Raw genomic sequence first — 23803 nt, 5'->3', positions numbered from 1 at the left:
CCGTACACCTGGTGCCGTCACGTACTCGCCGTCGGCGTACGCCCGCCACCGTCATACGCTCCGCGCCTGGGAAGGCACGGAGCGTACGAACTTGCCGCCCTGCCAGCGCCACTTGGCCTGCTGCCGTACGTCCGGATTCCAGCGCGGCACATCGGGCGAGGAGTAGCCGAGCAGCGTCGTGGTCACCGCGCCGTCCCGTACCGCGAGAGCGCCCACGGTCTGCTGCTCCGCCGGGGTGACCAGCGTCGCGACGATCCGGGGCGGGCCGTGGCCGGCCCTCGGCCGGGTGAGCACGTAGAGACCGCTGGGCGGTGTGCCCGATCCGGCGTCGCAGCGCACCGCGGCCACCGTTTCCGGGCTGCCGTCCCCGTCGAGGTCGCCGGACGCCTTCTTGGTGACGGTGGTGCCCGCCCCGCCGCACTTCAGCGGGAAGGTGACGGCCGCCGGGTCCGGCGCGGCCGCCCGGGTGCGGGCCGGTGGTCTTCCGCCGGGCTGGGACGCGGTGGCCGGGTCGGGCGTCAGGACGCCCGCCAGGGCGACGACGCCGGCCATCGCGGTGGCCGTGGCCAGCCAGTGGACCGGGCTGGTCCTGTTGTGCGCGAGGTCCGGGGGTACGAGGTCCGGGAGCGCGGAGGGCTGCACGCGAGAGGTCTCCTGTGGGGCTGTGCCGGAGGGGGTGGCCAGAATAGTGCCACACGTCACAGGGGATCGGAACGCCGGGGTCCGTAAGTTCAACGTAAAGAAGCCGTCGCGGAGTTCCCCGATGTGCTGGGGGAACTCCGCGACGGCGTCGGTGCGTTGTGCGGTCAGACGGTCTCGTCGGACCCGGTGGAGTCGCCCTCGGTCCCGGCCTTCGGCTGGGCGGGGCTCTTCCCGGGGCCGCTGTAGTCCTCACCGTAGGCGCCCTTGGACGGCCGGCGGCGGCGCAGCGGGGCCTCCACTCCGTCGGCGAGGCGGCGGGCGGTGACGAGGAAGCCGGTGTGGCCGATCATCCGGTGGTCCGGGCGGACGGCGAGCCCCTCGACGTGCCAGTTGCGGACCATCGACTCCCAGGGCTGCGGCTCGGCGAAGCAGCCGATCTCCCTGATCGACTCGACGGTGCGCGAGAGCTGGGTGGTGGTGGCCACGTAGCAGCAGAGGATGCCGCCGGGGACGAGCGCCTTGGAGACGGCGTCCAGGCACTCCCAGGGGGCGAGCATGTCCAGCACCACACGGTCGACGTCCGTGTCGGAGAGGTTGTCCTGGAGGTCGCCGACGGTGAGCTGCCAGGCGGGGTGAGGACCGCCGAAGTAGCGCTCCACGTTCTGCGTGGCGATCTCCGCGAAGTCCTCACGGCGCTCGTACGAGTGCAGCATCCCCTGCTCGCCGATGGCGCGCAGCAGGAAGCTGCTGAGCGCGCCGGACCCCACACCCGCCTCGACGACCCGTGCGCCGGGGAAGATGTCCCCGAAGGCCAGGATCTGGCCCGCGTCCTTGGGGTAGACCACGGCGGCGCCGCGGGGCATGGACAGGACGAAATCGGGGAGCAGGGGGCGCAGCGCGAGGTAGGCGACGTTTCCCGTGGTTCGGACAACACTGCCCTCGGGAGCACCGATCAGCTCGTCGTGCGAGAAAGAACCCTTGTGGGTGTGGAAGTTCTTTCCTGCTTCGAGCGTGAAGGTGTAGTGGCGTCCCTTGGGGTCGGTGAGCTGGACCTGGTCCCCGACTTTGAAGGGCCCACGTCGGCGGGCGGCACCGGTCGGTTCGGACATACGAGCAGACTACCGGCCTCAGGAACCGGGTCGCGCCATCGCCTGGACGAATGCCCGTTCGACGTCGGCCGTGGAGAGGACTCCGTAGATCGCGCCGCTCTCCTCGACCACCAGGTACTCGGTGGCGGGACTGGCCCGCAGCTTGTCGAGGAGCGCCTCGCCCGCCAGCTCGGCCGGCACCCGCATGCCCTCGGTGAGGTCCTGGGCGAGTCCGCTGACCGCGACCCAGGGGCGCCGGTGCTCCGGCACACCGACGATGGCCGCTTCCCTGACCAGGGCGGTCGGGTCGCCCTGGCTGTCCACGACGACCAGCGCGCGGGCTCCGGCGTCGTTGGCCCTGCGCAGCGCCTCGGAGAGCGGTGTCGTCGTCTCCACGGGGACGGCACGCCGGGTGAGCGTACGGGCGCGCAGCTCGGGGAGGTGCTCGCGCAGCCTGGCCATCCGCAGGCTGTTGCCCGCGCCGGTCCAGATGATCGCGGCGAGGATCGCCGCGAGCAGCGCGTCCATGACCGTCTCCATGCCGCCCACGTCGGCGTCGGAGCCGGTGTGGGTGAGCAGCGGGAGACCGATCAGGACGGAGACAGCGAGCAGGCGGCCGAACCAGGCGGCGGCGATGGTGCCGCTCATCGGCTTGCCGGTGATCTTCCAGACGACCGCGCGGAGCATCCGGCCGCCGTCCAGCGGCAGCCCGGGAAGGAGGTTGAAGATCGCCACGATGAGGTTGGAGATCATCAGTCCGGCCAGCAGGACCCCGGGGACGGTTCCGGGCTCCACCGCCTTCATCCCGAGGTAGAAGAGGCCGGAGAGGACCAGCGACAGCAGCGGTCCGACGAAGGCCAGGATGAACTCGCGCCCCGGGGTGTCGGACTCCTTCTCGATCTCCGAGACACCGCCGAAGAACTGGAGCTGGATGCGGCGCACCGGGAGCTTGAACCGCAGCGCGGCGACGGTGTGGGCCAGTTCGTGGACCAGTACGGACGCGTAGAAGGCGACCGCGAAGAAGAGGGAGACCAGATACCGGAGGTTGCCGAGCTCGGGGAGGATCCGGTCGAGCTGGCCGCCGAAGACCCAGGTGATGAGCGCTGCCACCAGGAACCAGCTGGGGGCGACATACACCGGAACGCCGAAGGGGCGGCCCATCAGGATGCCGCCGCCCGGCGCGTCCCGGCGCTGCGGCTTGCCGCCATCGGGTGCGGGGCCGGGGCCTGACCCGTCCGCACCGGGCTGCGGGCGCCCGCTGTCGCCGCTCTCGTCCACGGTGTCCCTTCGTATCGTTCGGATGCGTTCCGCACCACCGCCGGTCCTTCACCGCTTTCCGCGGTTTCCGCGATGGTCTGATCATGCAGTGTGAGGAGGTCTGCCGTCGATGGTATGCGGCTCGGTGTCAGTGGCGGGTCGTAGGGTCTGGGACATGACTACCGCCCAGCAGCCCACTTCACTCTCGCCGTCGCGTGCGAGCGACTTCATGCGGTGTCCGCTGCTGTACAGGTTCCGGGTGATCGACAAGCTGCCGGAGAAGCCCAGCCCCGCGGCGACGCGCGGAACTCTGGTGCACGCGGTGCTGGAGCGGATGTTCGACGACCCGGCGGCGGAGCGGACGGTTCCGCGTGCCCGGGCGATGGTCCCCGGTCAGTGGGACCGCCTTCTGTCGGCCAAGCCCGAGCTGGGCGAGCTGTTCGCGGACGACCCGGGGGGCGAGCAGCTCGCGAAGTGGCTGTCGGAGGCCGAGTCGCTGGTCGAGCGGTGGTTCACGCTGGAGGATCCGACGCGGCTGGAGCCCGCCGAGCGGGAGCTGTTCATCGAGACGGAGCTGGCGTCCGGGCTGCGGCTGCGCGGGATCATCGACCGGGTCGATGTGGCACCGACCGGCGAGGTCCGGATCGTCGACTACAAGACGGGCAAGGCGCCGCGTCCGCAGTTCGCGGAGGGCGCGCTCTTCCAGATGAAGTTCTACGCGCTGGTCGTGTGGCGGCTGAAGGGGGTCGTGCCGCGCCGGCTCCAGCTGGTGTATCTGGGAAGCGGCGAGGTGGTGACGTACGACCCGGTCGAGGCCGATCTGGAGCGGGTCGAGCGGAAGCTGCTGGCGCTCTGGGACGCGATCAGGAAGGCCACGGAGAGCGGCGACTGGCAGCCGCGGCAGTCGAAGCTCTGCGGCTGGTGCGACCACCAGGCGGTCTGTCCGGAATTCGGCGGCACCCCGCCCGTCTACCCGCTGGAAGTGGTGCGCGGGGCCGAGGTGTCCGGCGGGGCCGGGCCCCAGTAGCTCCGGGCGGCCGGGCCGGCGCTGTGTCTGATCCGTCCGGGACTCCCCCGGTACGCCCCGCCGGGTCCCGGTGGGCCGGTCAGGGCAGAATGGGGCCGGTCTAGTGAAGGAGTTCCCGTGGCGATCCGCGTCCTACTGGTCGACGACCAGCCGCTGCTGCGCACCGGTTTCCGGATGATTCTGGAGGCCGAGCAGGACCTCGCGGTGGTCGGTGAGGCCGGGGACGGCCTCCAGGCCCTCGACCAGGTCCGGGCGCTGCAGCCCGATGTGGTGCTGATGGACATCCGGATGCCCCGGATGGACGGGGTCGAGGCCACCCGCCAGATCACCGGCCCCGGCCGGGACGGTCCGGCGAAGGTCCTGGTGCTGACCACCTTCGACCTGGACGAGTACGTCGTGGAGGCCCTGCGGGCCGGCGCGAGCGGCTTTCTGCTCAAGGACGCGCCCGCCAATGAACTGGTCCAGGCGATCCGGGTGGTGGCGGGCGGCGAGGCGATGCTGGCGCCGAGCATCACCCGCAGGCTGCTCGACAAGTACGCGGACCACCTGCCGTCCGGCGAGGATCCCGTTCCGAACACGCTGCACACGCTGACCGAGCGCGAGGTGGAAGTCCTCAAGCTGGTCGCGCGCGGCCTGTCGAACGCCGAGATCGCCGCCGACCTGTTCGTCAGCGAGACCACGGTCAAGACGCATGTGGGCCACGTACTGACCAAGCTGGGGCTGCGCGACCGGGTCCAGGCCGCGGTCTACGCGTACGAGAGCGGTCTGGTCCGCCCGGGCGCCCAGCAGTAGCTCCCGGGCCGCCGGGCTCTTCCGGACCAGCCGGCGGCGCACCGGGCCAACCCGGCAGCACGACGGAGCGGACCCGGGCGGCAGCACACCGCCGGCGCCCGGGTCGGGCGCCCGCGGTGTACTGCCGCCGGCCGGTCAGCTGACGCCGCGGCCGAGCTCCCAGATCTGCAGGGCGGACGAGTTGCTGAGCGCCCACTCCGCACCGGTGAGGTCGTCCCGGGCCGCCACGTACTGCTTGTTCTGCCAGAGCGGCAGCACGGGGACGTCGTCCGCGACGGTGTCCTGGATCTTCTGGAGCGGGGCCATCGCCGTGGTGCGGTCCGCGGCACGGCGGGAATCCGGGATGTACTTGTCGCGGATGGTGCTGTTCGCATAGGGCAGGTTGAGGAAGTTCCCCTTGCTGAGGAACGGCGCGATGAAGTTGTCCGCGTCGGGGAAGTCCGGGAACCAGCCCATGCCGTAGACCGCGTAGTCACCCTTCAGCTCGGCGGGGCGGAACTGGGCCCACTTGTGGCCCTGGACCGACACATCGAAGAGTCCGGAGGCGTTCAGCTGCTTCTTGAGCAGCGCGAACTCCTTCGCCGTACCCGGCCCGTAGTGGTCGCTCGTGTAATGCAGCGTCAGCTTGACCTTGTCGTTGATCCCCGCGGAGTGCAGGATCTGGGTGGCCTCGCTCTTGCTCGGATCGCCGTACTTGTTGAAGAACGAATTCGTGTGGCCGCCGATACCGGTGGGGATCAGCGAGTAGAGCGGCTCGGCGGTCGCGCCGTACACCTGGCTGGCGATCTGACCGCGGTCGACAAGGGCGGCCATCGCCTGGCGGACCGCCTTGTTCTTCACCGACGTGTCATTCGTGTTGAAGCCGAGGTAGCGGATCTCCAGACCGGGGCTCTCGATAAAGTTGATGTTCGGCGACGAGCCGTCCGAGAACTTCTTGATCTGCTCCGGGGAGAGGGTGCGGGCCATCATGTCGATCTTCCCGGACTTCAGCGCGGAGCCCATGCCCGCGGCGTCGGCGAAGGAATCGATCTCGACCTTGTCGTTCTGCAGCTTCAGCGAACCCTTGTAGTGGGGGTTCTTGGTGAAGATCGCCTTCTGGAGACGTCCGTTGCTGACCTGCGCCTTGAAGGTGTACGGGCCCGAGCCGTCGACCACGAAGCCCTTGCGCAGCTTGTTCGGCGCGTACTGGCTCTTCTCCACGATGCCCGCGGCCGGGGTCGCCAGCTTGTACGGGAAGGTGGCGTCGGACGTCTTGAGGTGGAAGACCAGCTCGTGAGAGCTCAGGGTCTCGATGGTGTCGATGTTGTCCAGCAGACCGGCCGGCCCGTTCGGGTCGTGGATGCGGGTGACGCGCTCCATCGAGTACTTCACATCGGCTGCCGTGAGGGGGTCGCCGTTGGCGAACTCCAGCCCGCTGCGGAGCTTGCAGCGGTAGCTCTCGTTCTCGGTGTCCGTGAAGCGGCAGTCGCTGGCGGCGTCCGGCACCGGCAGGCCGCCACCACGCGGCATCTGCATCAGCGACTGGAGGGTCGGGCGCAGGAAGTTCCAGACGCCGGTGTCATAGGTGTAGGCGGGGTCGAGAGGAGCCGGAGCCTTCGCGCCGGACTCGATGAAGTCCGTCGTGCCCACGACGATGGCCTTGCCACCGTCGTCGCCGCTTCCTGTGCCGCCGCACGCGGCGAGTACCGGAGCGAGCAGGCACACTATCGCCGGCAGCACCAGAGTCTTGCGGTTCATTCTGGACGTTCTCCTCATCCGGCACTGGGATACAGCGATGTACAGACACTCCGCCGCTGCCGCCCGATCGGGGCGGGGCGATCGGGCCGGGTACAGAGCGATCAGTCCGGTGATCCCGGCCGCTTGGTGGGCACCGGGGGCACAGAAGTGTACGGCGAAGTTCTCGCCATGAGATTAGTGGGGAACGTCAGGAAACCCGGACCGGGGGCGACTTGGGTGGGATCCACACCACCTTCACGAATAGCGGAGCGTCAATATCCGACCACCGAAATGATTCGTACACCGCTTCACCAATCGGGACACATGGGCATGTGCTGAGCGGTGATTCGCCGCTCGCAGCACGCAAACGGCCCCGTGTCGATGTTTCATCAGGTGATGAACGTCACTCCGGGCTCGGCTTTCGTAAAGCACGAAGCCCTCTCTTCATGTTCACGTAAATGCAGGTGGATGGCGGACACCGATTCTCTTCAAAACAAAGTCAGCACGCTCAGTGTCCGGCTCGGTGCATTCCGTTGACCAGTGCCCTGAGAAAGCCCAGGTCGACTTCTTCCAGAGATCCGACGACTACGCGTCCGTCCGCTGCGGCGATCGGTGCCACGGAGGGTACGGCCACCACCCGGCAGCCTGCGGCCTCCGCCGCCGCCACTCCGGTCGCGGTGTCCTCGATGACCGCACAGCGGGCCGGATCGGCGTCCAGGCCGGCCGCGGCGGTGAGGTAGGGATCCGGGTGCGGCTTCGTCCGCGCCACCTCGTCGCCGGCGACCGTCAGGGCGAAGTTGGCCGGGCCGAGCGACGTGAGGACCCGGTCGATGATCCGGCGGTGCGAGGCGGACACCAGGGCCGTGGGGACACCGTGGGCGGCCAGTTCGGTGAGCAGCCGCAGCGCCCCGGGCATCAGCGGCACCCCGCCCGAGATCCGCGCCTCGAACCGGTCGTTGAGCAGTGTGGTCAGCTCGGGGAGCGCGATGTCCGCGCCGGTGACCTCGATGAGGTATCCGGCGCTCCGGGTCATGGGCCCGCCGACCACGGTGTCCCGCCAGCTTTCGTCGAGCCGGTGGCCGAGGGCGCCGAACACCTCCACCTCGGCGTCCCACCAGATGCCCTCGGTGTCCACCAGAGTGCCGTCCATGTCGAGCAGGACGGCCTGCAGAGCTGCGCCTTCGGCCATACGGGTATCGAGCGCGGTAACCGTACTGGTCATACGGGGACACCTCCTGGTGGGACACGAAGGCCGGTCACCCGCCCTGCTGGGAAGGCAACCGGCCTGCACCGGACCGATAAGTGTACGTCGGGACGGTCCGGTGCGCGCTGCGATACGGCGCATCTGCGGACGCCGGCGAGCGACCGGGCTGCTGGGCTACCGGGCTACCGGGCTACCGGGCTACCGGGCTACCGGGCGTTGAAGTACTTGGCCTCGGGGTGGTGGATGATGATCGCGTCGGTGGACTGCTCGGGGTGGAGCTGGAACTCCTCCGAGAGGTGGACCCCGATCCGCTCCGGCTGGAGCAGCTCGGCGATCTTCGCGCGGTCCTCCAGGTCGGGGCAGGCGCCGTAACCGAGGGAGAAACGCGCGCCGCGGTACTTGAGCGCGAACATGTCCTGGACCTCGGAGGGGTCCTCGCCCGCGTAGCCGAGCTCGGAGCGGACCCGCGCGTGCCAGTACTCCGCGAGGGCTTCCGCCAACTGCACCGACAGACCGTGCAGTTCGAGGTAGTCCCGGTAGGAGTTCGCCTCGAACAGCTCGGCGGTGGCCTCACCGATCTTCGAGCCGACCGTGACGACCTGGAGGCCGATCACGTCCCGCTGCCCGGACTCCTCCGGGCGGAAGAAGTCCGCCAGGCACAGACGGCGGCCGCGGCGCTGGCGGGGGAAGGTGAAGCGGGTGCGCTCACTGCCGTCGTCGTTGAGGAGGATCAGGTCGTCGCCCTTGGACACGCAGGGGAAGTAACCGTAGACCACGGCCGCCTCCAGCATGTTCTTGGTGTGCAACTGGTCCAGCCAGCCGCGCAGATGCGGGCGTCCCTCGGTCTCGACCAGCTCCTCGTAGGTGGGGCCTTCGCCCTTGCGAGCCTCCTTGAGTCCCCACTGCCCCTTGAACAGGGCGCCCTCGTCCAGCCAGGACGCGTACTCCTTGAGCTGGATGCCCTTGACGACCCGGGTCCCCCAGAACGGCGGCTCCGGGACCGGGTTGTCGACGGAGACGTCCGAGCGGACGGACCCCTCGGGCTCCTGGACCTCCGGCACGGCGGCGGTGTCCCGCTTGGGCACCCGGCGCTGCTTGAGATCGGGCAGTACGGCGCCGGGGACACCGCGCTTGACGCCGATGAGGGCGTCCATCAGGCGCAGGCCCTCGAACGCGTCGCGGGCGTAGCGGACTTCGCCCTCGTAGATCTCGTGGAGGTCCTGCTCCACGTACGCCCTGGTCAGCGCGGCACCGCCCAGGATGACGGGGAAGTCGGCCGCCAGCTTGCGCTGGTTCAGCTCCTGCAGGTTCTCCTTCATGATCACGGTGGACTTGACGAGGAGGCCGGACATGCCGATGACGTCGGCCTTGTGCTCCTCGGCGGCTTCCAGGATCGCGGAGACGGGCTGCTTGATGCCCAGGTTGACGACGTTGTAGCCGTTGTTGGTCAGGATGATGTCGACGAGGTTCTTGCCGATGTCGTGGACGTCGCCGCGGACCGTGGCCAGGACGATGGTGCCCTTGCCGTCGTCGTCGGTCTTCTCCATGTGCGGCTCCAGATGGGCCACCGCGCTCTTCATCACCTCGGCCGACTGGAGCACGAACGGCAGCTGCATCTGGCCGGAACCGAAGAGCTCACCGACGACCTTCATGCCCTCCAGGAGGGTGGCGTTGACGATGTCCAGCGCCGGGCGGTCCTGGAGTGCTTCGTCGAGGTCGGCCTCCAGGCCGTTCTTCTCGCCGTCGATGATGCGCCGCTGCAGGCGCTCGTCCAGCGGGAGCGCCATGAGTTCCTCGGCCCTGCCCTGCTTCATGGACTTCATGTTGACGCCCTCGAAGAGCTCCATGAGCTTCTGCAGGGGGTCGTAGCCCTCGGCGCGCCGGTCGTGGATCAGGTCGAGGGCCACCTTGACCTGTTCCTCCTCCAGACGCGCGATCGGCAGGATCTTCGAGGCGTGCACGATCGCCGAATCCAGCCCAGCCTTGACGCACTCGTCCAGGAAGACGGAGTTCAGCACCACCCGGGCGGCCGGGTTGAGGCCGAAGGAGATGTTGGACAGGCCCAGCGTGGTCTGGACGTCCGGGTGGCGGCGCTTCAGCTCACGGATCGCCTCGATGGTGGCGATCCCGTCGCCGCGGGACTCCTCCTGACCGGTGCAGATGGTGAAGGTCAGGGTGTCGATGAGGATGTCCGACTCGCGCACACCCCAGTTGCCGGTCAGGTCCTCGATCAGCCGCTCGGCGACGGCGACCTTGTGCTCGACCGTACGCGCCTGGCCCTCCTCGTCGATGGTCAGCGCGATCAGCGCGGCGCCGTGCTCCTTCGCCAGCCCGGTCACCCTGGCGAAGCGGGACTCGGGCCCGTCACCGTCCTCGTAGTTGACGGAGTTGAGGACCGCCCGGCCCCCCAGCTTCTCCAACCCGGCCTGCAGCACCGGCAGTTCGGTGGAGTCCAGCACGATCGGCAGGGTCGATGCGGTGGCGAAGCGGCCGGCCAGCTCGGCCATGTCGGCCACCCCGTCGCGGCCCACGTAGTCGACGCACAGGTCGAGCATGTGGGCGCCCTCACGGATCTGGTCGCGCGCCATCTCCACGCAGTCGTCCCAGCGGGCCTCCAGCATCGCCTCACGGAACTTCTTCGACCCGTTCGCGTTCGTCCGCTCACCGATCGCCATGTACGCCGTGTCCTGCCGGAACGGAACGCTCTGGTAGAGGGAGGCCGCGCCCGGCTCGGGGCGCGGGTCGCGCACGGTGGGCGTGAGGGCGCGGGCGCGCTCGACGACCTGGCGCAGATGCTCGGGCGTCGTCCCGCAGCAGCCGCCGATCAGGGACAGGCCGTAGTCGCTCACGAATACTTCCTGCGCGTCAGCCAGCCCCTCGGGGTCGAGCGGGAAGTGCGCACCGTCCTTGGTCAGCACGGGCAGGCCCGCATTCGGCATGCACATCAGCGGCGTACGCGAGTGGCGCGCCAGATAACGCAGGTGTTCGCTCATCTCGGCCGGGCCCGTCGAGCAGTTCAGCCCGATCAGGTCGATGCCCAGCGGCTCCAGGGCGGTCAGCGCCGCCCCGATCTCGGAGCCGAGCAGCATGACGCCGGTCGTCTCGAAGGCGAGCGAGCAGATCAGCGGCACGTCGATACCCAGGGCGTCCATCGCGCGACGCGCGCCGATCAGGCTCGACTTGGTCTGCAGCAGGTCCTGCGTGGTTTCCACGATCAGGGCGTCCGCGCCGCCGGCGAGCAGGCCCTCGGCGTTCTGCTGGTAGCCGTCCCGCAGCACGTCGTACGTGGTGTGGCCGAGCGACGGCAGCTTGGTGCCGGGACCGATCGAGCCGAGAACCCAGCGCTGGCGGCCGTCCTTCGCGCCGAACTCGTCGGCGACCTCCCGGGCGATACGGGCGCCCGCCTCGGACAGCTCCACGATCCGGTCGGCGATGTCGTACTCGTTCGCCGCCGAGTGGTTCGACCCGAAGGTGTTCGTCTCCACACAGTCGACGCCGACAGCGAAGTACTCCTCGTGCACCGAGCGGACGATGTCCGGCCTGGTCACGTTGAGAATCTCGTTGCAGCCCTCCAGCTGCTGGAAGTCCTCAAGAGTGGGATCCTGCGCCTGCAGCATCGTGCCCATCGCACCGTCGGCCACCACCACGCGGGTGGCCAGTGCCTCTCGGAGGGCGTCGGCTCGGGTCCGGCTGTCAGCGGAAGGGGCTGGCGACGAGGCCATGGAATGTACTCCCTGGGATGCGACGGCTGTCGGCTTTGCGCCTTCCGGCAGGATGGCGCACCTCGCCAGGGTAACGGGGACGGCGCCGATCGGGGCCGGCGTTCCACGGGGCGGACGCCCCTGCCACCGCAGGGGACTGTGGAAGGGTCGGGTACCGCCCGGCCGCACTCCGCGTGACACTGGGTCGACATGGACCGATAGTGTTCAGCATTGCCGAACAGCGTGGAGGGTGGCTCAGCAATGGCGAAGAACATTCAGTCCCTGGAGCGGGCGGCTGCGATGCTGAGGCTGCTGGCGGGCGGCGAGCGGCGGCTCGGGCTGTCCGACATCGCCTCCTCCCTCGACCTGGCCAAGGGCACCGCCCACGGCATCCTGCGCACCCTCCAGCAGGAAGGCTTCGTGGAGCAGGACCCGGCGTCCGGGCGCTATCAGCTGGGAGCCGAGCTGCTGCGTCTGGGCAACAGCTATCTGGACGTGCACGAGCTGCGGGCACGCGCCCTCGTCTGGACCGACGACCTGGCCCGCTCCAGCGGTGAGAGCGTCTATCTGGGCGTGCTGCACCAGCGGGGCGTCCTCATCGTCCACCATGTCTTCCGACCCGACGACAGCCGCCAGGTGCTGGAGGTCGGAGCCATGCAGCCACTGCACTCCAGCGCCCTCGGCAAGGTGCTCTCGGCATACGACCCGGTGGCGCACAGCGAAGCCCTGGAGACCGAGCGCGAGAGCTTCACCCCGCGCACGGTCAGCGACCTGGAGCCGTTCGAATCGGTGCTCGACCTCACCAGGGCGCGCGGCTGGGGCTCCGACGTCGAGGAGACCTGGGAGGGCGTGGCTTCGGTGGCCGCCCCCATCCACGACCGGCGCAGGATGCCGCTGGGCGCCATCGCGGTGACCGGTGCGGTCGAGCGGGTCTGCGTGGACGGGGAGCTGCGCCCCGAGCTGGTGGCCGCGGTGCGCGACTGCGCCCGCTCCGTCTCGCGCGATCTGGGCGCCGGCCGCTTCTGAGGCGCGCGGCGGGCACGGTTCCCGGGCCCTTTCCACGGCCCGTGGCCGCCCCCGATCAGGCCCCGGCGGAAACCCTGATCGAGTTTCACGTCACAGCCTCTTGACCTTTACCGACCGCAGGACAAAACTGCCGTTCATCGGTCGGCATTGTCGAACACCTACCGGAAATAGGCGTTAAGGTGTGACAGTGCCAAAGGGCCGGCAACGCCCTCACCTGAGGGCGCGGACGACCGGAGGAAACCGGTGTCCGGCTTCCCCTGGACGAAGGACAAAGGAGTCGCGGGTGTCCAGCTCCGACATCTTCATCGGCGAGACCATCGGTACCGCCGTACTCGTACTGCTCGGCGCCGGCGTGTGCGCCGGCGTAACCCTGAAGCGCTCCAAGGCCAAGGACGCGGGCTGGCTGGCCGTCACGTTCGGCTGGGGTTTCGCCGTTCTGACCGCCGCCTACATCTCCACGGGCATCTCCGGCGCGCAGCTGAACCCGGCGGTGACCATAGGCCTGGCCGTCAAGGGCGACACCGCGTGGAGCGACGTGCCCCTGTACCTCGGCTCGCAGCTGCTCGGCGCCATGATCGGCGCGGCGCTCGTCTGGGTGGCGTACTACGGTCACTTCCAGGCCCACCTGAAGGACCCGGAGATCGTGGCGCTGGACAAGAGCCCCGCGAAGAGCGAGCCGGGCCCCGGCCCGGTGGGCGGCGTCTTCTTCACCTCGCCCGAGATCCGCAACGTGGCGCAGAACCTGGCCACCGAGATCATCGGCACCCTGGTCCTCGTCCTGGCGATCCTGACCCAGGGGCTGAGCGCGGACGGCAAGGGTCTGAGCACCCTCGGCGCACTGATCACCGCGCTGGTCGTCGTCTCCATCGGGCTGTCGCTCGGCGGTCCGACCGGTTACGCCATCAACCCGGTCCGTGACCTCGGCCCGCGTATCGTCCACTCCCTGCTGCGGCTCCCCCACAAGGGCAGCTCGGACTGGAGCTACGCGTGGATACCCGTGGCGGGCCCGCTCATAGGCGGCGCTCTCGCAGGCGGTCTGTACAACCTCGCCTTCGCGTGAGCACCCGGCACCGACGACCACCCCTCAGACTTTCGGAGCACACCGTGACCACTGACGCTCACACCACCGGGCCGTTCATCGCGGCCATCGACCAGGGCACCACCTCCAGCCGCTGCATCGTCTTCGACCGGGACGGACGGATCGTCGCCGTCGACCAGAAGGAGCACGAGCAGATCTTCCCGAAGCCGGGCTGGGTCGAGCACGACGCCGCCGAGATCTGGACCAACGTCCAGGAGGTCGTGGCGAGCGCGGTCGAGAAGGCCGGCATCACAGCGGACGACGTCAAGGCCATCGGCATCACCAACCAGCGCGAGACCACGCTGCTGTGGGACAAGAACACCGGTGAGCCCGTCCACAACGCCATCGTGTGGCAGGACACCCGCACCGACGCGGTCTGTCGCGAGCTGGGCCGCAACGTGGGCCAGGACCGGTTCCGCCGGGAGACCGGCCTGCCGCTGGCCTCGTACTTCGCCGGGCCGAAGATCCGCTGGCTGCTCGACAACGTCGAAGGGCTGCGCGAGCGCGCGGAGGCAGGCGACATCCTCTTCGGCACCATGGACTCCTGGGTCATCTGGAACCTGACGGGCGGGGTGAACGGCGGCGTCCACGTCACGGACGTCACCAACGCCTCCCGCACGCTGCTGATGAACCTGCACACGATGAAGTGGGACCCGAAGATCCTCGCCTCCATCGAGATCCCGGCGGCCGTGCTGCCGGAGATCCGCTCGTCCGCCGAGGTGTACGGCACGGCCGCCGGGGGCGTGCTGGCCGGTGTCCCCGTGGCTTCCGCGCTCGGCGACCAGCAGGCGGCCCTGTTCGGCCAGACCTGTTTCGCCGAGGGCGAGGCCAAGTCGACGTACGGCACCGGCACCTTCATGCTGATGAACACCGGTGGCACGCCCGTCAACTCGTACAACGGCCTGCTGACGACGGTCGGCTACCAGATCGGCGACCAGAAGCCGGTGTACGCCCTGGAGGGGTCGATCGCCGTCACGGGCTCGCTCGTCCAGTGGCTGCGCGACCAGATGGGCATGATCAACAGTGCCGCAGAGGTCGAGACGCTGGCCTCCTCGGTCGACGACAACGGCGGCGCGTACTTCGTACCGGCCTTCTCCGGTCTGTTCGCCCCGTACTGGCGCCCCGACGCGCGCGGCGTGATCGCCGGTCTGACCCGCTACGTCACCAAGGCGCACATCGCCCGTGCCGTACTGGAGGCCACCGCCTGGCAGACGCGGGAGATCAGCGACGCCATGACCAAGGACTCCGGCGTCGAGCTGACCTCGCTCAAGGTCGACGGCGGTATGACCTCCAACAACCTGCTGATGCAGACCCTCTCCGACTTCCTGGACGCACCGGTGGTGCGCCCGATGGTGGCCGAGACGACCTGCCTCGGCGCTGCCTACGCCGCCGGTCTCGCCGTCGGCTTCTGGCCGGACACCGACACCCTGCGCGCCAACTGGCGCAGGGCCGCCGAGTGGACACCCCGGATGGATGCGGCCGTCCGTGACCGCGAGTACAAGAACTGGCTCAAGGCCGTGCAGCGGACCATGGGCTGGCTCGAAGACGAGGAGTAACCAATATGACCACCCTGCAGAGCGTCCCGGCCCTCGGGACGCACCCGGCCTCCGGCTCCCTTCCGAGCCGCGCCGAGACTCGGGAGCAGCTTTCCAAGGCGACGTACGACCTCCTGGTGATCGGCGGCGGAATCCTGGGCATCTCCACCGCCTGGCACGCCGCGCAGTCCGGGCTGCGGGTGGCCCTGGTGGACGCCGGCGACTTCGCCGGCGCCACCTCGTCCGCTTCCTCCAAACTTCTGCACGGTGGCCTCCGCTACCTCCAGACGGGGGCCGTGAAGCTGGTCGCGGAGAACCACTTCGAGCGCCGCGCCGTCTCCCGTGACGTGGCCCCGCACCTGGCCAACCCGCTGACGTTCTACCTGCCCGTGTACAAGGGCGGCCCGCACGGTGCGGCGAAGCTCGGCGCGGGCGTCTTCGCCTACTCGGCGCTCTCCGCCTTCGGCGACGGTGTCGGCCATGTCATCTCCCCCGCGAAGGCGCAGCGTGACGTGCCCGAGCTGCGGACCGACAACCTCAAGGCCGTCGCGGTCTACGGCGACGACCAGATGAACGACTCCCGGATGGCCCTGATGACGGTGCGCGCCGCCGTCGAGTCCGGCGCCACCGTGCTCAACCACGCGGAGGTCACCGGGCTGCGCTTCACGCGGGGCCGGGTGACCGGCGCGGAGCTCAAGGACCGTCTCGACGGCAGCGAGTTCGGCGTCAGCGCCCGGCTCGTACTGAACGCCACCGGCCCCTGGGTCGACCACCTGCGCAAGCTGGAGGACCCGAACGCGGCGCCCTCGATCCGGCTCTCCAAGGGCGCGCACCTGGTGCTCAAGCGCACCGCGCCCTGGCGTGCCGCGCTGGCGACGCCGATCGACAAGTACCGGATCACCTTCGCCCTCCCCTGGGAGGACCAGCTGCTGCTCGGTACCACCGACGAGGAGTACGAGGGCGACCCGGCCGACGTCGCGGTCAACGAGAAGGACATAGCCCAGATCCTGGACGAGGCCGCCTTCTCCGTACGGGACCAGCAGCTGTCGCGTGACCTGATCACGTACTCCTTCGCCGGACTCCGGGTGCTGCCCGGCGGCCCCGGTGACACCTCGAAGGCCAAGCGCGAGACGGTCGTGACCGAGGGGCGCGGCGGGATGCTGTCGGTGGCGGGCGGCAAGTGGACGACCTTCCGGCACATCGGCCGTACGGTCATGAACAAGCTGGCCGCGCTGCCCGGCCACCCGCTCGGCGACGACATGGAGCCGATCTCGCACCTGCCGAAGAAGCAGCCGCTGCCCGGCATCGCCAACCCGCAGGCGGTCGCGCACCGGCTGCTGGTGGACGGCGGGACGCCGGGGCCGCACATGGCGGCGGACACCGCCCGCCATCTGGCCACCCACTACGGCTCGCTCTCCTTCGACATCGCGAGGCTGGCGAACGAGGACCCGGCGCTGGCCGAACGGGTCCACCCGGACGCCCCGGAGATCTGGGCGCAGGTCGTCTACGCGCGCGACCACGAGTGGGCCGAGACGGCCGACGACGTGCTGCGCCGCCGTACGACGCTGACCATCCGGGGCCTGGCCACGGACGAGGTCCGCGCGAAGGTCGAGGACGTGCTCGGCAAGAAGTGACGGCCGTGCGCCGACAACCAGCGCGCTGACAACGGCAGCACGCTGAACACAGCAGTGAGGGGCGGTCCTGCGGGGCCGCCCCTCACTCGTGCCACACGGCAGCCACAGCGCCGCAATGTGCGGCGACCAGAGTTGCACCATGAAGTTTCAAGTGCTCTCCCTCATCAGCCACGCCCCCCACCCGCTGACCGGTGAACTGCCCTCCGCCGCAGACCGGTTGGCCGAGGTCGTCGATGTCGGCGTGGCGGCCGAGCAGCTCGGCTTCGACGGGTACGCGGTCGGCGAGCGGCACGCGGGGCCCTTTCTCTCGTCGAGCCCGACGGTGGTGCTGGGCGCCCTCGCCGCCCGGACCTCCAGGATCCGACTGCTGACCGGGGTCACGGTCGTGGCGATCCTCGATCCGGTCCGGGTCGCCGAGGACTACGCGACTCTGGACCAGCTGTCGCGGGGCCGTGTCGAGCTGGTCGTCGGCAAGGGGGCGGAGGCCGGGCACTTCGACCTCTTCGGGCTCGACGAGGAGCGGCAGTGGGACCTCCAGAAGGAGAAGTACGAGCTGCTGCGCCGGCTCTGGAGCGAGGAGGAGATCGACTGGGAAGGTGAGTTCAGGCCCGCCCTGCACGGGGCGACGACCCTCCCGCGTCCGTACGACGGGGTCCCGCGCATCTGGCACGGCTCCGCCACCAGCCTCAACTCCCCCGAACTGGCGGCGCGCCACGGTGACCCGCTCTTCACCGCCAACGCCATCCAGCCGCGCGAGGCGTATGCGGCGCTGATCGCCCACTACCGCGAGAAGTTCGAGGAGTACGGGCACGACCCGGCGCGGGCCCATGTCGCCGCCGGGTCGGGCGGGCTGCTGATCGCCGACAGTTCGCAGCAGGCGGTGGAACGCTTCAAGGAGCTGTACGAGGCGAAGGTGGCACAGACCTTCAAGCCCCATCTGGCGGGCAGAGCCGGATACAACACCCCCTTCCGCACCATCGAGGACGCGATGGGGAGCGGCCCGCAGCTCATCGGGTCCCCGCAGCAGATCATCGACAAGATCCTCGGCTACCACGCGGTCTACCGGCACGACCTCCAGTCCATCAGCGTCGACGGATTCGGGCTCGCGCGCGGGGAGCAGCTGGAGACACTTCAGCGGTTCGCGGAGGAGATCGCCCCGGTGGTGCGGAAGGAGGCGCCGTCGACCCTCTGGGAGTGAGGCCCGACCGGAACCCACCGGTCCGGGCGGCGGGCGGTGGAGGGCCCTTCAGGGCGGCCGGATCGGTTCAGGGCGGCGGCGGTTCAGGGCGAGACCTCCTCCAGGCGCCGCCCCGCCGTCTCCTCCGCGCCGAGCACCGCGACGGCCGCGCCCGCCAGGGCCACCGCGCCCAGCACCACGAAGACCGGGGAGACCTGTCCCCCGGCGTACACCGTGCCGACGGCGATCGGGCCGAGGATCACCCCGAGCCGGTTCATCGCGCCGCCCACGCTGCTGCCCAGGGCCCGCATCCGGGTCGGGAACAGTTCGGGTGTGTAGAGGTAGAGGCAGATGTTGGAGCCGAAGAAGAAGACCGCGGCGAGCGAGGTCCACACCATCACCTGGAGCGGTGTCCGGGCACCGAGGTACGCGAGGACGAAGAGCACCACGGCGGCTCCGGATAGGCAGACGGTGATGACGCGCCTGCGTCCGGCCCTGTCCACGGTGAGCGCGGCCGCCAGACAGCCCGCGAGTCCCGCGCAGGCGGTGATCGTCGAGTAGAGGAGCGCGGCGGAGAGCGAGAGGCCGTAGCGGTTCTGGTAGATCGTCGGCAGCCACGACGTGATGCCGTAGTTGACGAAGTAGCCGGTGAACCAGAGGGCTCCGATCACCAGGGTGCGGCGGCGGTAGCGGCCGGTGAACAGCCCGCGCAGACCGCTCGCCCCCGCCTCCGGAACCGGTTCGGGCGCCGTGCCCGCGCCGTCCGGCGGCGGTTCGCTGACCGGTGGCAGCGGTTTCCCGGTGGCGCGCTGGACTTCGGCCTCGATCCTGGTCATGACCTCGGCCGCCTCCTCGGCCCTGCCGTGTTCGGCGAGCCAGCGCGGGGACTCCGGTACGGCACGCTGCACCAGGACGCACAGCACCCCCGGTACGGCGGCCAGCACATACATCCAGCGCCAGCCGAGCAGCGGCACCACCCAGGCGGCGACCAGCGCGCCCACGGTGAGTCCGGCCGGGAAGACCAGCTCGTAGAGCAGGACGAACCGCCCCCGCCGGTGGCTGCGGGTGATCTCGGCGATGAAGGTGGCGGCCACCGGGACCTCGCCTCCGATGGCCAGGCCCTGGACGAAGCGCACCGCCATGAAGGAGCCCGACGACGTGGTCGCGGCCAGGGCGAGATTGGCGACGCTGGAGACGGCCACGCACAGGGCGATGACCTTGACCCGGCCGATCCGGTCGGCGAGCCGCCCGGACAGCACCGCACCGATCAGCATCCCGACCGATCCGACGGTGAGCAGCCAGGTGGACGCGGAGTCGGTCAGCTGCCACTCGTGGCGCAGCTGCGGCATCGCGTACGCGATGAGGAGCTGGTCGAACGCCTCGAAGAAGGTGACGGCGCCCACGATGAGCCGGACGGTGACATGCCAGCGGCTCATCGGGAGCCGTTCGAAACGGGCGGCGACGGCCGCCCGGACGGCTCGGTCCGCTGAAGCGTCGATCGTCATATGCGGGGTCCTCCGACTCCACGGCTGAGGGGCGAGGGCGAGGCGAGAAGAACGCGGTGTCCCACGGGGGTTGTCCGCAACCCGGGCTACGAAGCGCGTTAGGCCAAAGTTTCTTAGCGCTTAAGTTGTACCGCCCGCATACCGGAAGCCGTCAAGGGTCTGCACAGGTAAATCACCAGAGAATTGGGGGGTTGCGCTGAGATATTTAAGCCCTTAGATTCCTAGCCCTGACCCAAGTAAGCCCCCACCCAACCCCGTTCAGCCAGGAGGCTCCCGCATGCCCCGGTCCCCTGCTGCCGAAGTACCCGACGAAGCGCTCGTGGCCGGCGTGTGGCGCCGCGGCGCCGGCGCCCCGGCCGAGACCGTCGACCCGGCCACCGGCCAGGTGCTCGCCACCGTGCACGCCGTGACCGTGGCGGAGGTCGACGAGGCCGCCGAAGGCGCGGCCCGCGCCGCCGCCGACCCGGCCTGGCGCGCGCTCCTGCCCCATCAGCGCGCCCGGCTGCTGCACCGGATCGCCGAGCTGACCGAGGGCGCAGCCGAACACCTCGCCGCGCTCCAGACCGCCGACACGGGCAAGGCGCTGACCGAGACCCGCGCGCTGGTGGCCAGTGCGGCGGGGACCTTCCGGTACACGGCCGCCGCGCTGGAGACCGCCGAGGAGGCGATCACCCCCTCGCGCGGCGACTACCTCACGATGAGCACCTGGGAACCGATCGGTGTCGTCGGTGCGATCAACCCCTGGAACTCACCGGTGGCCAGTGACGCGCAGAAGCTCGCGCCCGCCCTGGCCGGCGGGAACGCGGTCCTGCTGAAGCCCGCCGAGTGGACCCCGCTGGTCTCGCTCGCGCTGGGCCGCCTGATCACCCGCGCCCTCGGCGAACTCTCCCTGCCCGCCGGGCTGCTGTCGGTGCTTCCCGGGCGCGGCAGCGTCGTGGGCGACGCCATCGTGCGCCATCCCCGTACCGGAAAGGTCAGTTTCACCGGCGGTACGGACACCGGACGGACGATCGCGCACGCCGCGGCCGAGAGGATCATGCCCGTCTCGCTGGAGCTCGGCGGCAAGTCACCGACGATCGTGCTCGCCGACGCCGACATCGAGCAGGCCCTGGCCGGAGTCATGTTCGGGGTCTTCTCCTCCAGCGGCCAGTCCTGCGTCGCCGGTTCACGGCTCTTCGTGGCGCGGGAGATCCACGACACCTTCGTCGGGGAACTCGTCGAGCGGACCAGGAAGCTGCGGGTCGGACCCGGAACCGCGCCGGACACCCAGGTCGGCCCGCTGGTGCACCACCGGCACCGGGACTCTGTGGCGGCCCGCGTCGACCTGGCGCGCGCCGAGGGGGCCCGGGTGCTCTGCGGCGGCTCGGTGCCGCCGGGCGACGCGTACCGGGACGGCGCCTACTACCTGCCGACCGTCCTGGACGGTCTGGACAACTCCTCGCGCACCTGCCAGGAGGAGATCTTCGGGCCGGTGCTCGCCGCGCTGCCCTTCGACGACGAGGACGACCTCGTCCGACAGGCCAACGCCTCGGTGTACGGGCTGGCCTGCGGCATCTGGACCCGTGACCACCGGGCCGCCTGGCGGATCGCCCGCCGGGTCGAGGCGGGCACCGTCTGGATCAACACCTACAAGCAGTTCAGCATCGCCACCCCCTTCGGCGGCCTCAAGGACAGCGGGCTCGGGCGGGAGAAGAGCCGCGACGGCATCCGCGCCTACCAGCACCAGAAGTCCCTGTACTGGGGCACGTCGGACGCCCCCCTCCCCTGGGCCGCCCCGTAGGCCCTGTCCGGTCGCCACAGCCCGTCTGGAGACACAGTCATGCCCCAACAACCCCCCATCGCCCGGCTGCGGTCGCTGCGCAGCGTCGAGCTGCTCACGCCCGCCTTCACCGAGACCGCCGACTTCTACCAGGAGGTCTGGGGCCTGGAGAGCGTCGAGTCCGGCCCCGGTGCGCGCTGGCTGCGCGGCACCGGTACCGAGCACCACGTCCTGCACCTCACCCGCGCCGACCGCACCGGCCTCGGCCGGATCGCCTTCGCCGTCGCGACACCGGCCGACGTGGACGAGGCCGCCCGGCGGCTGCTCGCCCGGGGCATCACCCCGGTCGCGGGCCCCGGCCCGCTCGACCAGGTGGGCGGCGGCTACGGCCTGCGCTTCACCGACCCCGAGCACCGGCTGATCGAGATCAGCGCCGAGGTCGAGGCGGTCGCACCGCGCGGCCGGGACGGCTCGGTGCCGGTCGGTGTCACCCACACCGTGCTCAACACCACCGACATCGACGCGTCCGTCGCCTTCTACCGCGACGTGCTCGGCCTGCGGGTCTCCGACTGGTCCGAGCACCGGATGGCGTTCCTGCGGTGCAACGCCGACCACCACTGCATCGCCTTCAACCAGGCCGAGTGGGCCTCGCTGAACCACGTGGCGTACGAGATGAGTTCGGTCGACCACTTCATGCGGGGACTGGGCCGCCTGCGCCACCACGGCATCGTCCCGCAGTGGGGCCCCGGCCGGCACGGTCCCGGCGACAACACCTTCTCGTACTTCACCGACCCGGCCGGGCTCGTCTGCGAGTACACGTCGGAGGTCGCGCAGATCGTGGAGGACGCGTGGATCGCCCGGGTCTGGCGGCGGACCCCCGAGCTGTCCGACCTCTGGGGGACGGCAGGACCGCCGTCGGCGGAGATCCGCGACCGGATGGCGGGCACCCCCGACCCCGGCCCGCTCGCCACCGGCCCGTCCACCGCAGGCCCGACCACCACGAGCCCGACCACCACGAGCACAGGCCCGTTCACCACCGACACCGAGGAGGTCCCGGTATGACCCGCCGCGTGGGACTCGTCGGCTGGGGCGCCATCGGCCGCACCGTGGGCACCGCACTCGCCGCGGGTGCCGTCGAAGGGGCCGAACTGGTCTGCGTGGTGGACAACCGCGCGATCGGCGAGGCGCCCGCCCCACAGCTGACGTTCGAGGAGGCCCTGGAGCGCTGCGATCTGATCGTGGAGGCGGCGGGCCAGGGCGTCGTACGGGAGTGGGCCGAACGCATCCTGCGGTCCGGGACGGATCTGCTGATCGCGTCGGCCGGGGCGCTCACCGACGAGGAGCTGACGAAGCGGCTGCTGGACGCCGGGCCGGGCCGGGTGTACGTCACGGCGGGCGCCGTCGGGGGCCTGGATCTGCTCCAGGCGGCCCGGGGCCTCGGACCGCTGCACGACGTACGGCTGACCACCACCAAACTGCCGTCGACGCTGGAACAGCCCTGGATGGACGCGGAGTTGCTGAGCCGACTGCGGTCGGCGACCGGTCCCGTGGAGGTCATGGCGGGCACCGCACGCGACATCCCGGTGAAATTCCCCAAGTCGACCAATGTGGCCGCTTCGGTGGCCCTCGCCGTGGGGGACCTGGACGCGGTACGGGTCCGGGTGGTCGCCGACCCGGGCGCCGACCGCACCCGTCATCTGATCGAGGCGGAGGGCCCGCAGGGGGCGTACCGCTTCGAGGTCGCGCACCTGCCCGACCCGGGCAACCCCGCCACCAGCCGGATCGTGCCGTACGCGGTGCTGCGCAGCATCGCGGCCGTCGCCGGGCGGACGGGGCAGATCCTGTGACCGCCGCACCGGTGACCGGCCCGCACGTGACGGAGGCCGGGACGCAGGGCCCGCTGCTGCTCTGTCTGCACGGCATCGGCTCCTCTTCGGCCGCCTTCGCCCCGCAGCTCGACGAACTCTCGGCGTACGTCCGGGTGGTGGCCTGGGACGCGCCGGGCTACGCGGCGTCACCCGACCCGCAGGGCCCCCTGACGCTCGACGGTTACGCGGACGCGGCGGCCGCTCTGATCGAGGAGCGCGGTGGCAGCGCCCATGTGCTGGGCGTCTCCTGGGGCGGGGTCATCGCGCTGCGGCTGGCCTCCCGCCACCCCGGGCTCGTCGCCTCACTGATCGTCGCCGGCTCCAGCGCCGGCTCGGGCACCGATCCGGCGAAGGCCGCGGCGATGCGCGGACGGGCGGCCGAACTGGCGGCAGCCGGGCCGCGGGCCTTCGCGGAACAGCGCGGCCCCCGGCTCGTCTCCGCCGCGGCGCCCCCGGATCTGGTGCGGCGGGTCGTCGACACCATGGCAGGCGCCGTCCGGCTGCCCGGTTACGGCTACGCGACGGAGGCGATGGCCGCGGCCGACCTCCGGGCCGAACTCGCCGGAATCACCGCCCCCGCCCTGGTCATCTGCGGTGACCAGGACCGGATCACCGGCGTCGGGGCGAGCCAGCTCATCGCGGGCTCCCTCCACAAGTCCGCCTACGTGATCGTCAAGGACGCCGGTCACCTGGCCAATCAGGAGCAGCCCAGGGCCTTCGACGCCTGGGTCCTCTCCCACCTCCGGATCACCGCACAGATCCCCGAATGACCGAGCGGCCCGAGCATCACCCCA

The 23803-nt window shown here is 70.3% G+C and carries 18 protein-coding genes; 11 read left to right on the top strand and 7 right to left on the bottom strand.

Going from position 1 to position 23803, the window contains the following annotated elements; translation table 11 throughout:
* Positions 1 to 51 precede the first annotated feature (51 nt).
* The 3 genes from OG285_RS29730 to OG285_RS29720 form a co-directional block, all read right to left on the bottom strand.
* Positions 52 to 642 carry a hypothetical protein gene (locus OG285_RS29730; protein WP_356829587.1) on the bottom strand — a complete coding sequence of 197 codons (591 nt, stop codon included), beginning with the start codon at positions 640 to 642 and terminating at the stop codon, positions 52 to 54.
* 164 nt (positions 643 to 806) lie between these two features.
* The gene (locus tag OG285_RS29725) at positions 807 to 1751 is read right to left on the bottom strand and encodes a tRNA (adenine-N1)-methyltransferase (protein ID WP_356829589.1); all 945 of its coding nucleotides are present in this window, start codon (positions 1749 to 1751) and stop codon (positions 807 to 809) included.
* An 18-nt stretch (positions 1752 to 1769) separates the two neighbouring features.
* Positions 1770 to 3008 carry a site-2 protease family protein gene (locus OG285_RS29720; protein WP_356829590.1) on the bottom strand — a complete coding sequence of 413 codons (1239 nt, stop codon included), beginning with the start codon at positions 3006 to 3008 and terminating at the stop codon, positions 1770 to 1772.
* A 109-nt stretch (positions 3009 to 3117) separates the two neighbouring features.
* Between OG285_RS29720 and OG285_RS29715 the strand changes: the two genes are divergently transcribed.
* Complete coding sequence (locus OG285_RS29715) at positions 3118 to 4014, top strand: RecB family exonuclease (RefSeq protein WP_371792706.1); 897 nt, start codon at positions 3118 to 3120, stop codon at positions 4012 to 4014.
* A gap of 117 nt (positions 4015 to 4131) precedes the next feature.
* A complete protein-coding gene (locus OG285_RS29710; protein ID WP_250303283.1) occupies positions 4132 to 4806 on the top strand; it encodes a response regulator transcription factor in 675 nt (224 codons plus the stop codon).
* Positions 4807 to 4941: 135 nt separating this feature from the next.
* On the opposite strand, the gene OG285_RS29705 is transcribed toward OG285_RS29710, so the two are convergent.
* The 3 genes from OG285_RS29705 to metH form a co-directional block, all read right to left on the bottom strand.
* Positions 4942 to 6543, bottom strand: a complete 1602-nt coding sequence (locus OG285_RS29705; RefSeq protein WP_356829594.1) for an ABC transporter substrate-binding protein — start codon at positions 6541 to 6543, stop codon at positions 4942 to 4944.
* Positions 6544 to 7030: 487 nt separating this feature from the next.
* A complete protein-coding gene (locus OG285_RS29700) occupies positions 7031 to 7744 on the bottom strand; it encodes an HAD family hydrolase (protein ID WP_371792705.1) in 714 nt (237 codons plus the stop codon).
* Positions 7745 to 7932: 188 nt separating this feature from the next.
* A complete protein-coding gene (metH, locus tag OG285_RS29695; RefSeq protein ID WP_371792704.1) occupies positions 7933 to 11448 on the bottom strand; it encodes a methionine synthase in 3516 nt (1171 codons plus the stop codon).
* A 240-nt stretch (positions 11449 to 11688) separates the two neighbouring features.
* On the opposite strand from metH, the gene OG285_RS29690 reads away from it, so the two are divergent.
* From OG285_RS29690 to OG285_RS29670, 5 genes are all read left to right on the top strand, one after another.
* Positions 11689 to 12453 (top strand): IclR family transcriptional regulator, encoded by a 765-nt coding sequence (locus OG285_RS29690; protein WP_371792703.1) that lies wholly within the window; start codon positions 11689 to 11691, stop codon positions 12451 to 12453.
* A 283-nt stretch (positions 12454 to 12736) separates the two neighbouring features.
* On the top strand, positions 12737 to 13513 hold the full coding sequence (locus tag OG285_RS29685) for an MIP/aquaporin family protein (protein WP_371792702.1): 777 nt from the start codon (positions 12737 to 12739) through the stop codon (positions 13511 to 13513).
* 44 nt (positions 13514 to 13557) lie between these two features.
* Positions 13558 to 15087 (top strand): glycerol kinase GlpK, encoded by a 1530-nt coding sequence (gene glpK / locus OG285_RS29680; protein ID WP_371792701.1) that lies wholly within the window; start codon positions 13558 to 13560, stop codon positions 15085 to 15087.
* A gap of 5 nt (positions 15088 to 15092) precedes the next feature.
* Positions 15093 to 16700 carry a glycerol-3-phosphate dehydrogenase/oxidase gene (locus OG285_RS29675; protein WP_356829606.1) on the top strand — a complete coding sequence of 536 codons (1608 nt, stop codon included), beginning with the start codon at positions 15093 to 15095 and terminating at the stop codon, positions 16698 to 16700.
* Positions 16701 to 16839: 139 nt separating this feature from the next.
* Positions 16840 to 17898, top strand: coding sequence for an LLM class flavin-dependent oxidoreductase (locus tag OG285_RS29670; protein WP_356829608.1), 1059 nt, complete (start codon positions 16840 to 16842; stop codon positions 17896 to 17898).
* 83 nt (positions 17899 to 17981) lie between these two features.
* Here the strand turns inward: OG285_RS29670 and OG285_RS29665 are convergent, their stop codons facing one another.
* A complete protein-coding gene (locus OG285_RS29665; protein WP_371792700.1) occupies positions 17982 to 19382 on the bottom strand; it encodes an MFS transporter in 1401 nt (466 codons plus the stop codon).
* Between the two features lie 277 nt (positions 19383 to 19659).
* Between OG285_RS29665 and OG285_RS29660 the strand changes: the two genes are divergently transcribed.
* Genes OG285_RS29660 through OG285_RS29645 form a run of 4 tightly spaced genes read left to right on the top strand, consistent with a single transcriptional unit; the run spans position 19660 to position 23779 of the window.
* Complete coding sequence (locus OG285_RS29660; RefSeq protein WP_371792699.1) at positions 19660 to 21162, top strand: aldehyde dehydrogenase family protein; 1503 nt, start codon at positions 19660 to 19662, stop codon at positions 21160 to 21162.
* Positions 21163 to 21201: 39 nt separating this feature from the next.
* Positions 21202 to 22203: a VOC family protein gene (locus OG285_RS29655; protein ID WP_371792698.1), complete on the top strand. Its 1002-nt coding sequence runs from the start codon at positions 21202 to 21204 to the stop codon at positions 22201 to 22203.
* A complete protein-coding gene (locus tag OG285_RS29650; protein ID WP_371792697.1) occupies positions 22200 to 22988 on the top strand; it encodes an aspartate dehydrogenase domain-containing protein in 789 nt (262 codons plus the stop codon). The genes OG285_RS29655 and OG285_RS29650 overlap by 4 nt, the downstream gene beginning before the upstream one ends.
* Complete coding sequence (locus OG285_RS29645; protein ID WP_371792696.1) at positions 22985 to 23779, top strand: alpha/beta fold hydrolase; 795 nt, start codon at positions 22985 to 22987, stop codon at positions 23777 to 23779. Before OG285_RS29650 ends, OG285_RS29645 begins: the two co-directional genes overlap by 4 nt.
* Positions 23780 to 23803 lie beyond the last annotated feature (24 nt).

It is taken from the genome of Streptomyces sp. NBC_01471 (genome assembly GCF_041438865.1).
GTDB lineage: Bacteria > Actinomycetota > Actinomycetes > Streptomycetales > Streptomycetaceae > Streptomyces.
The sequence above is the reverse complement of the archived record's forward strand: the minus strand, read 5'-3'. Positions and strand labels throughout refer to the sequence as shown.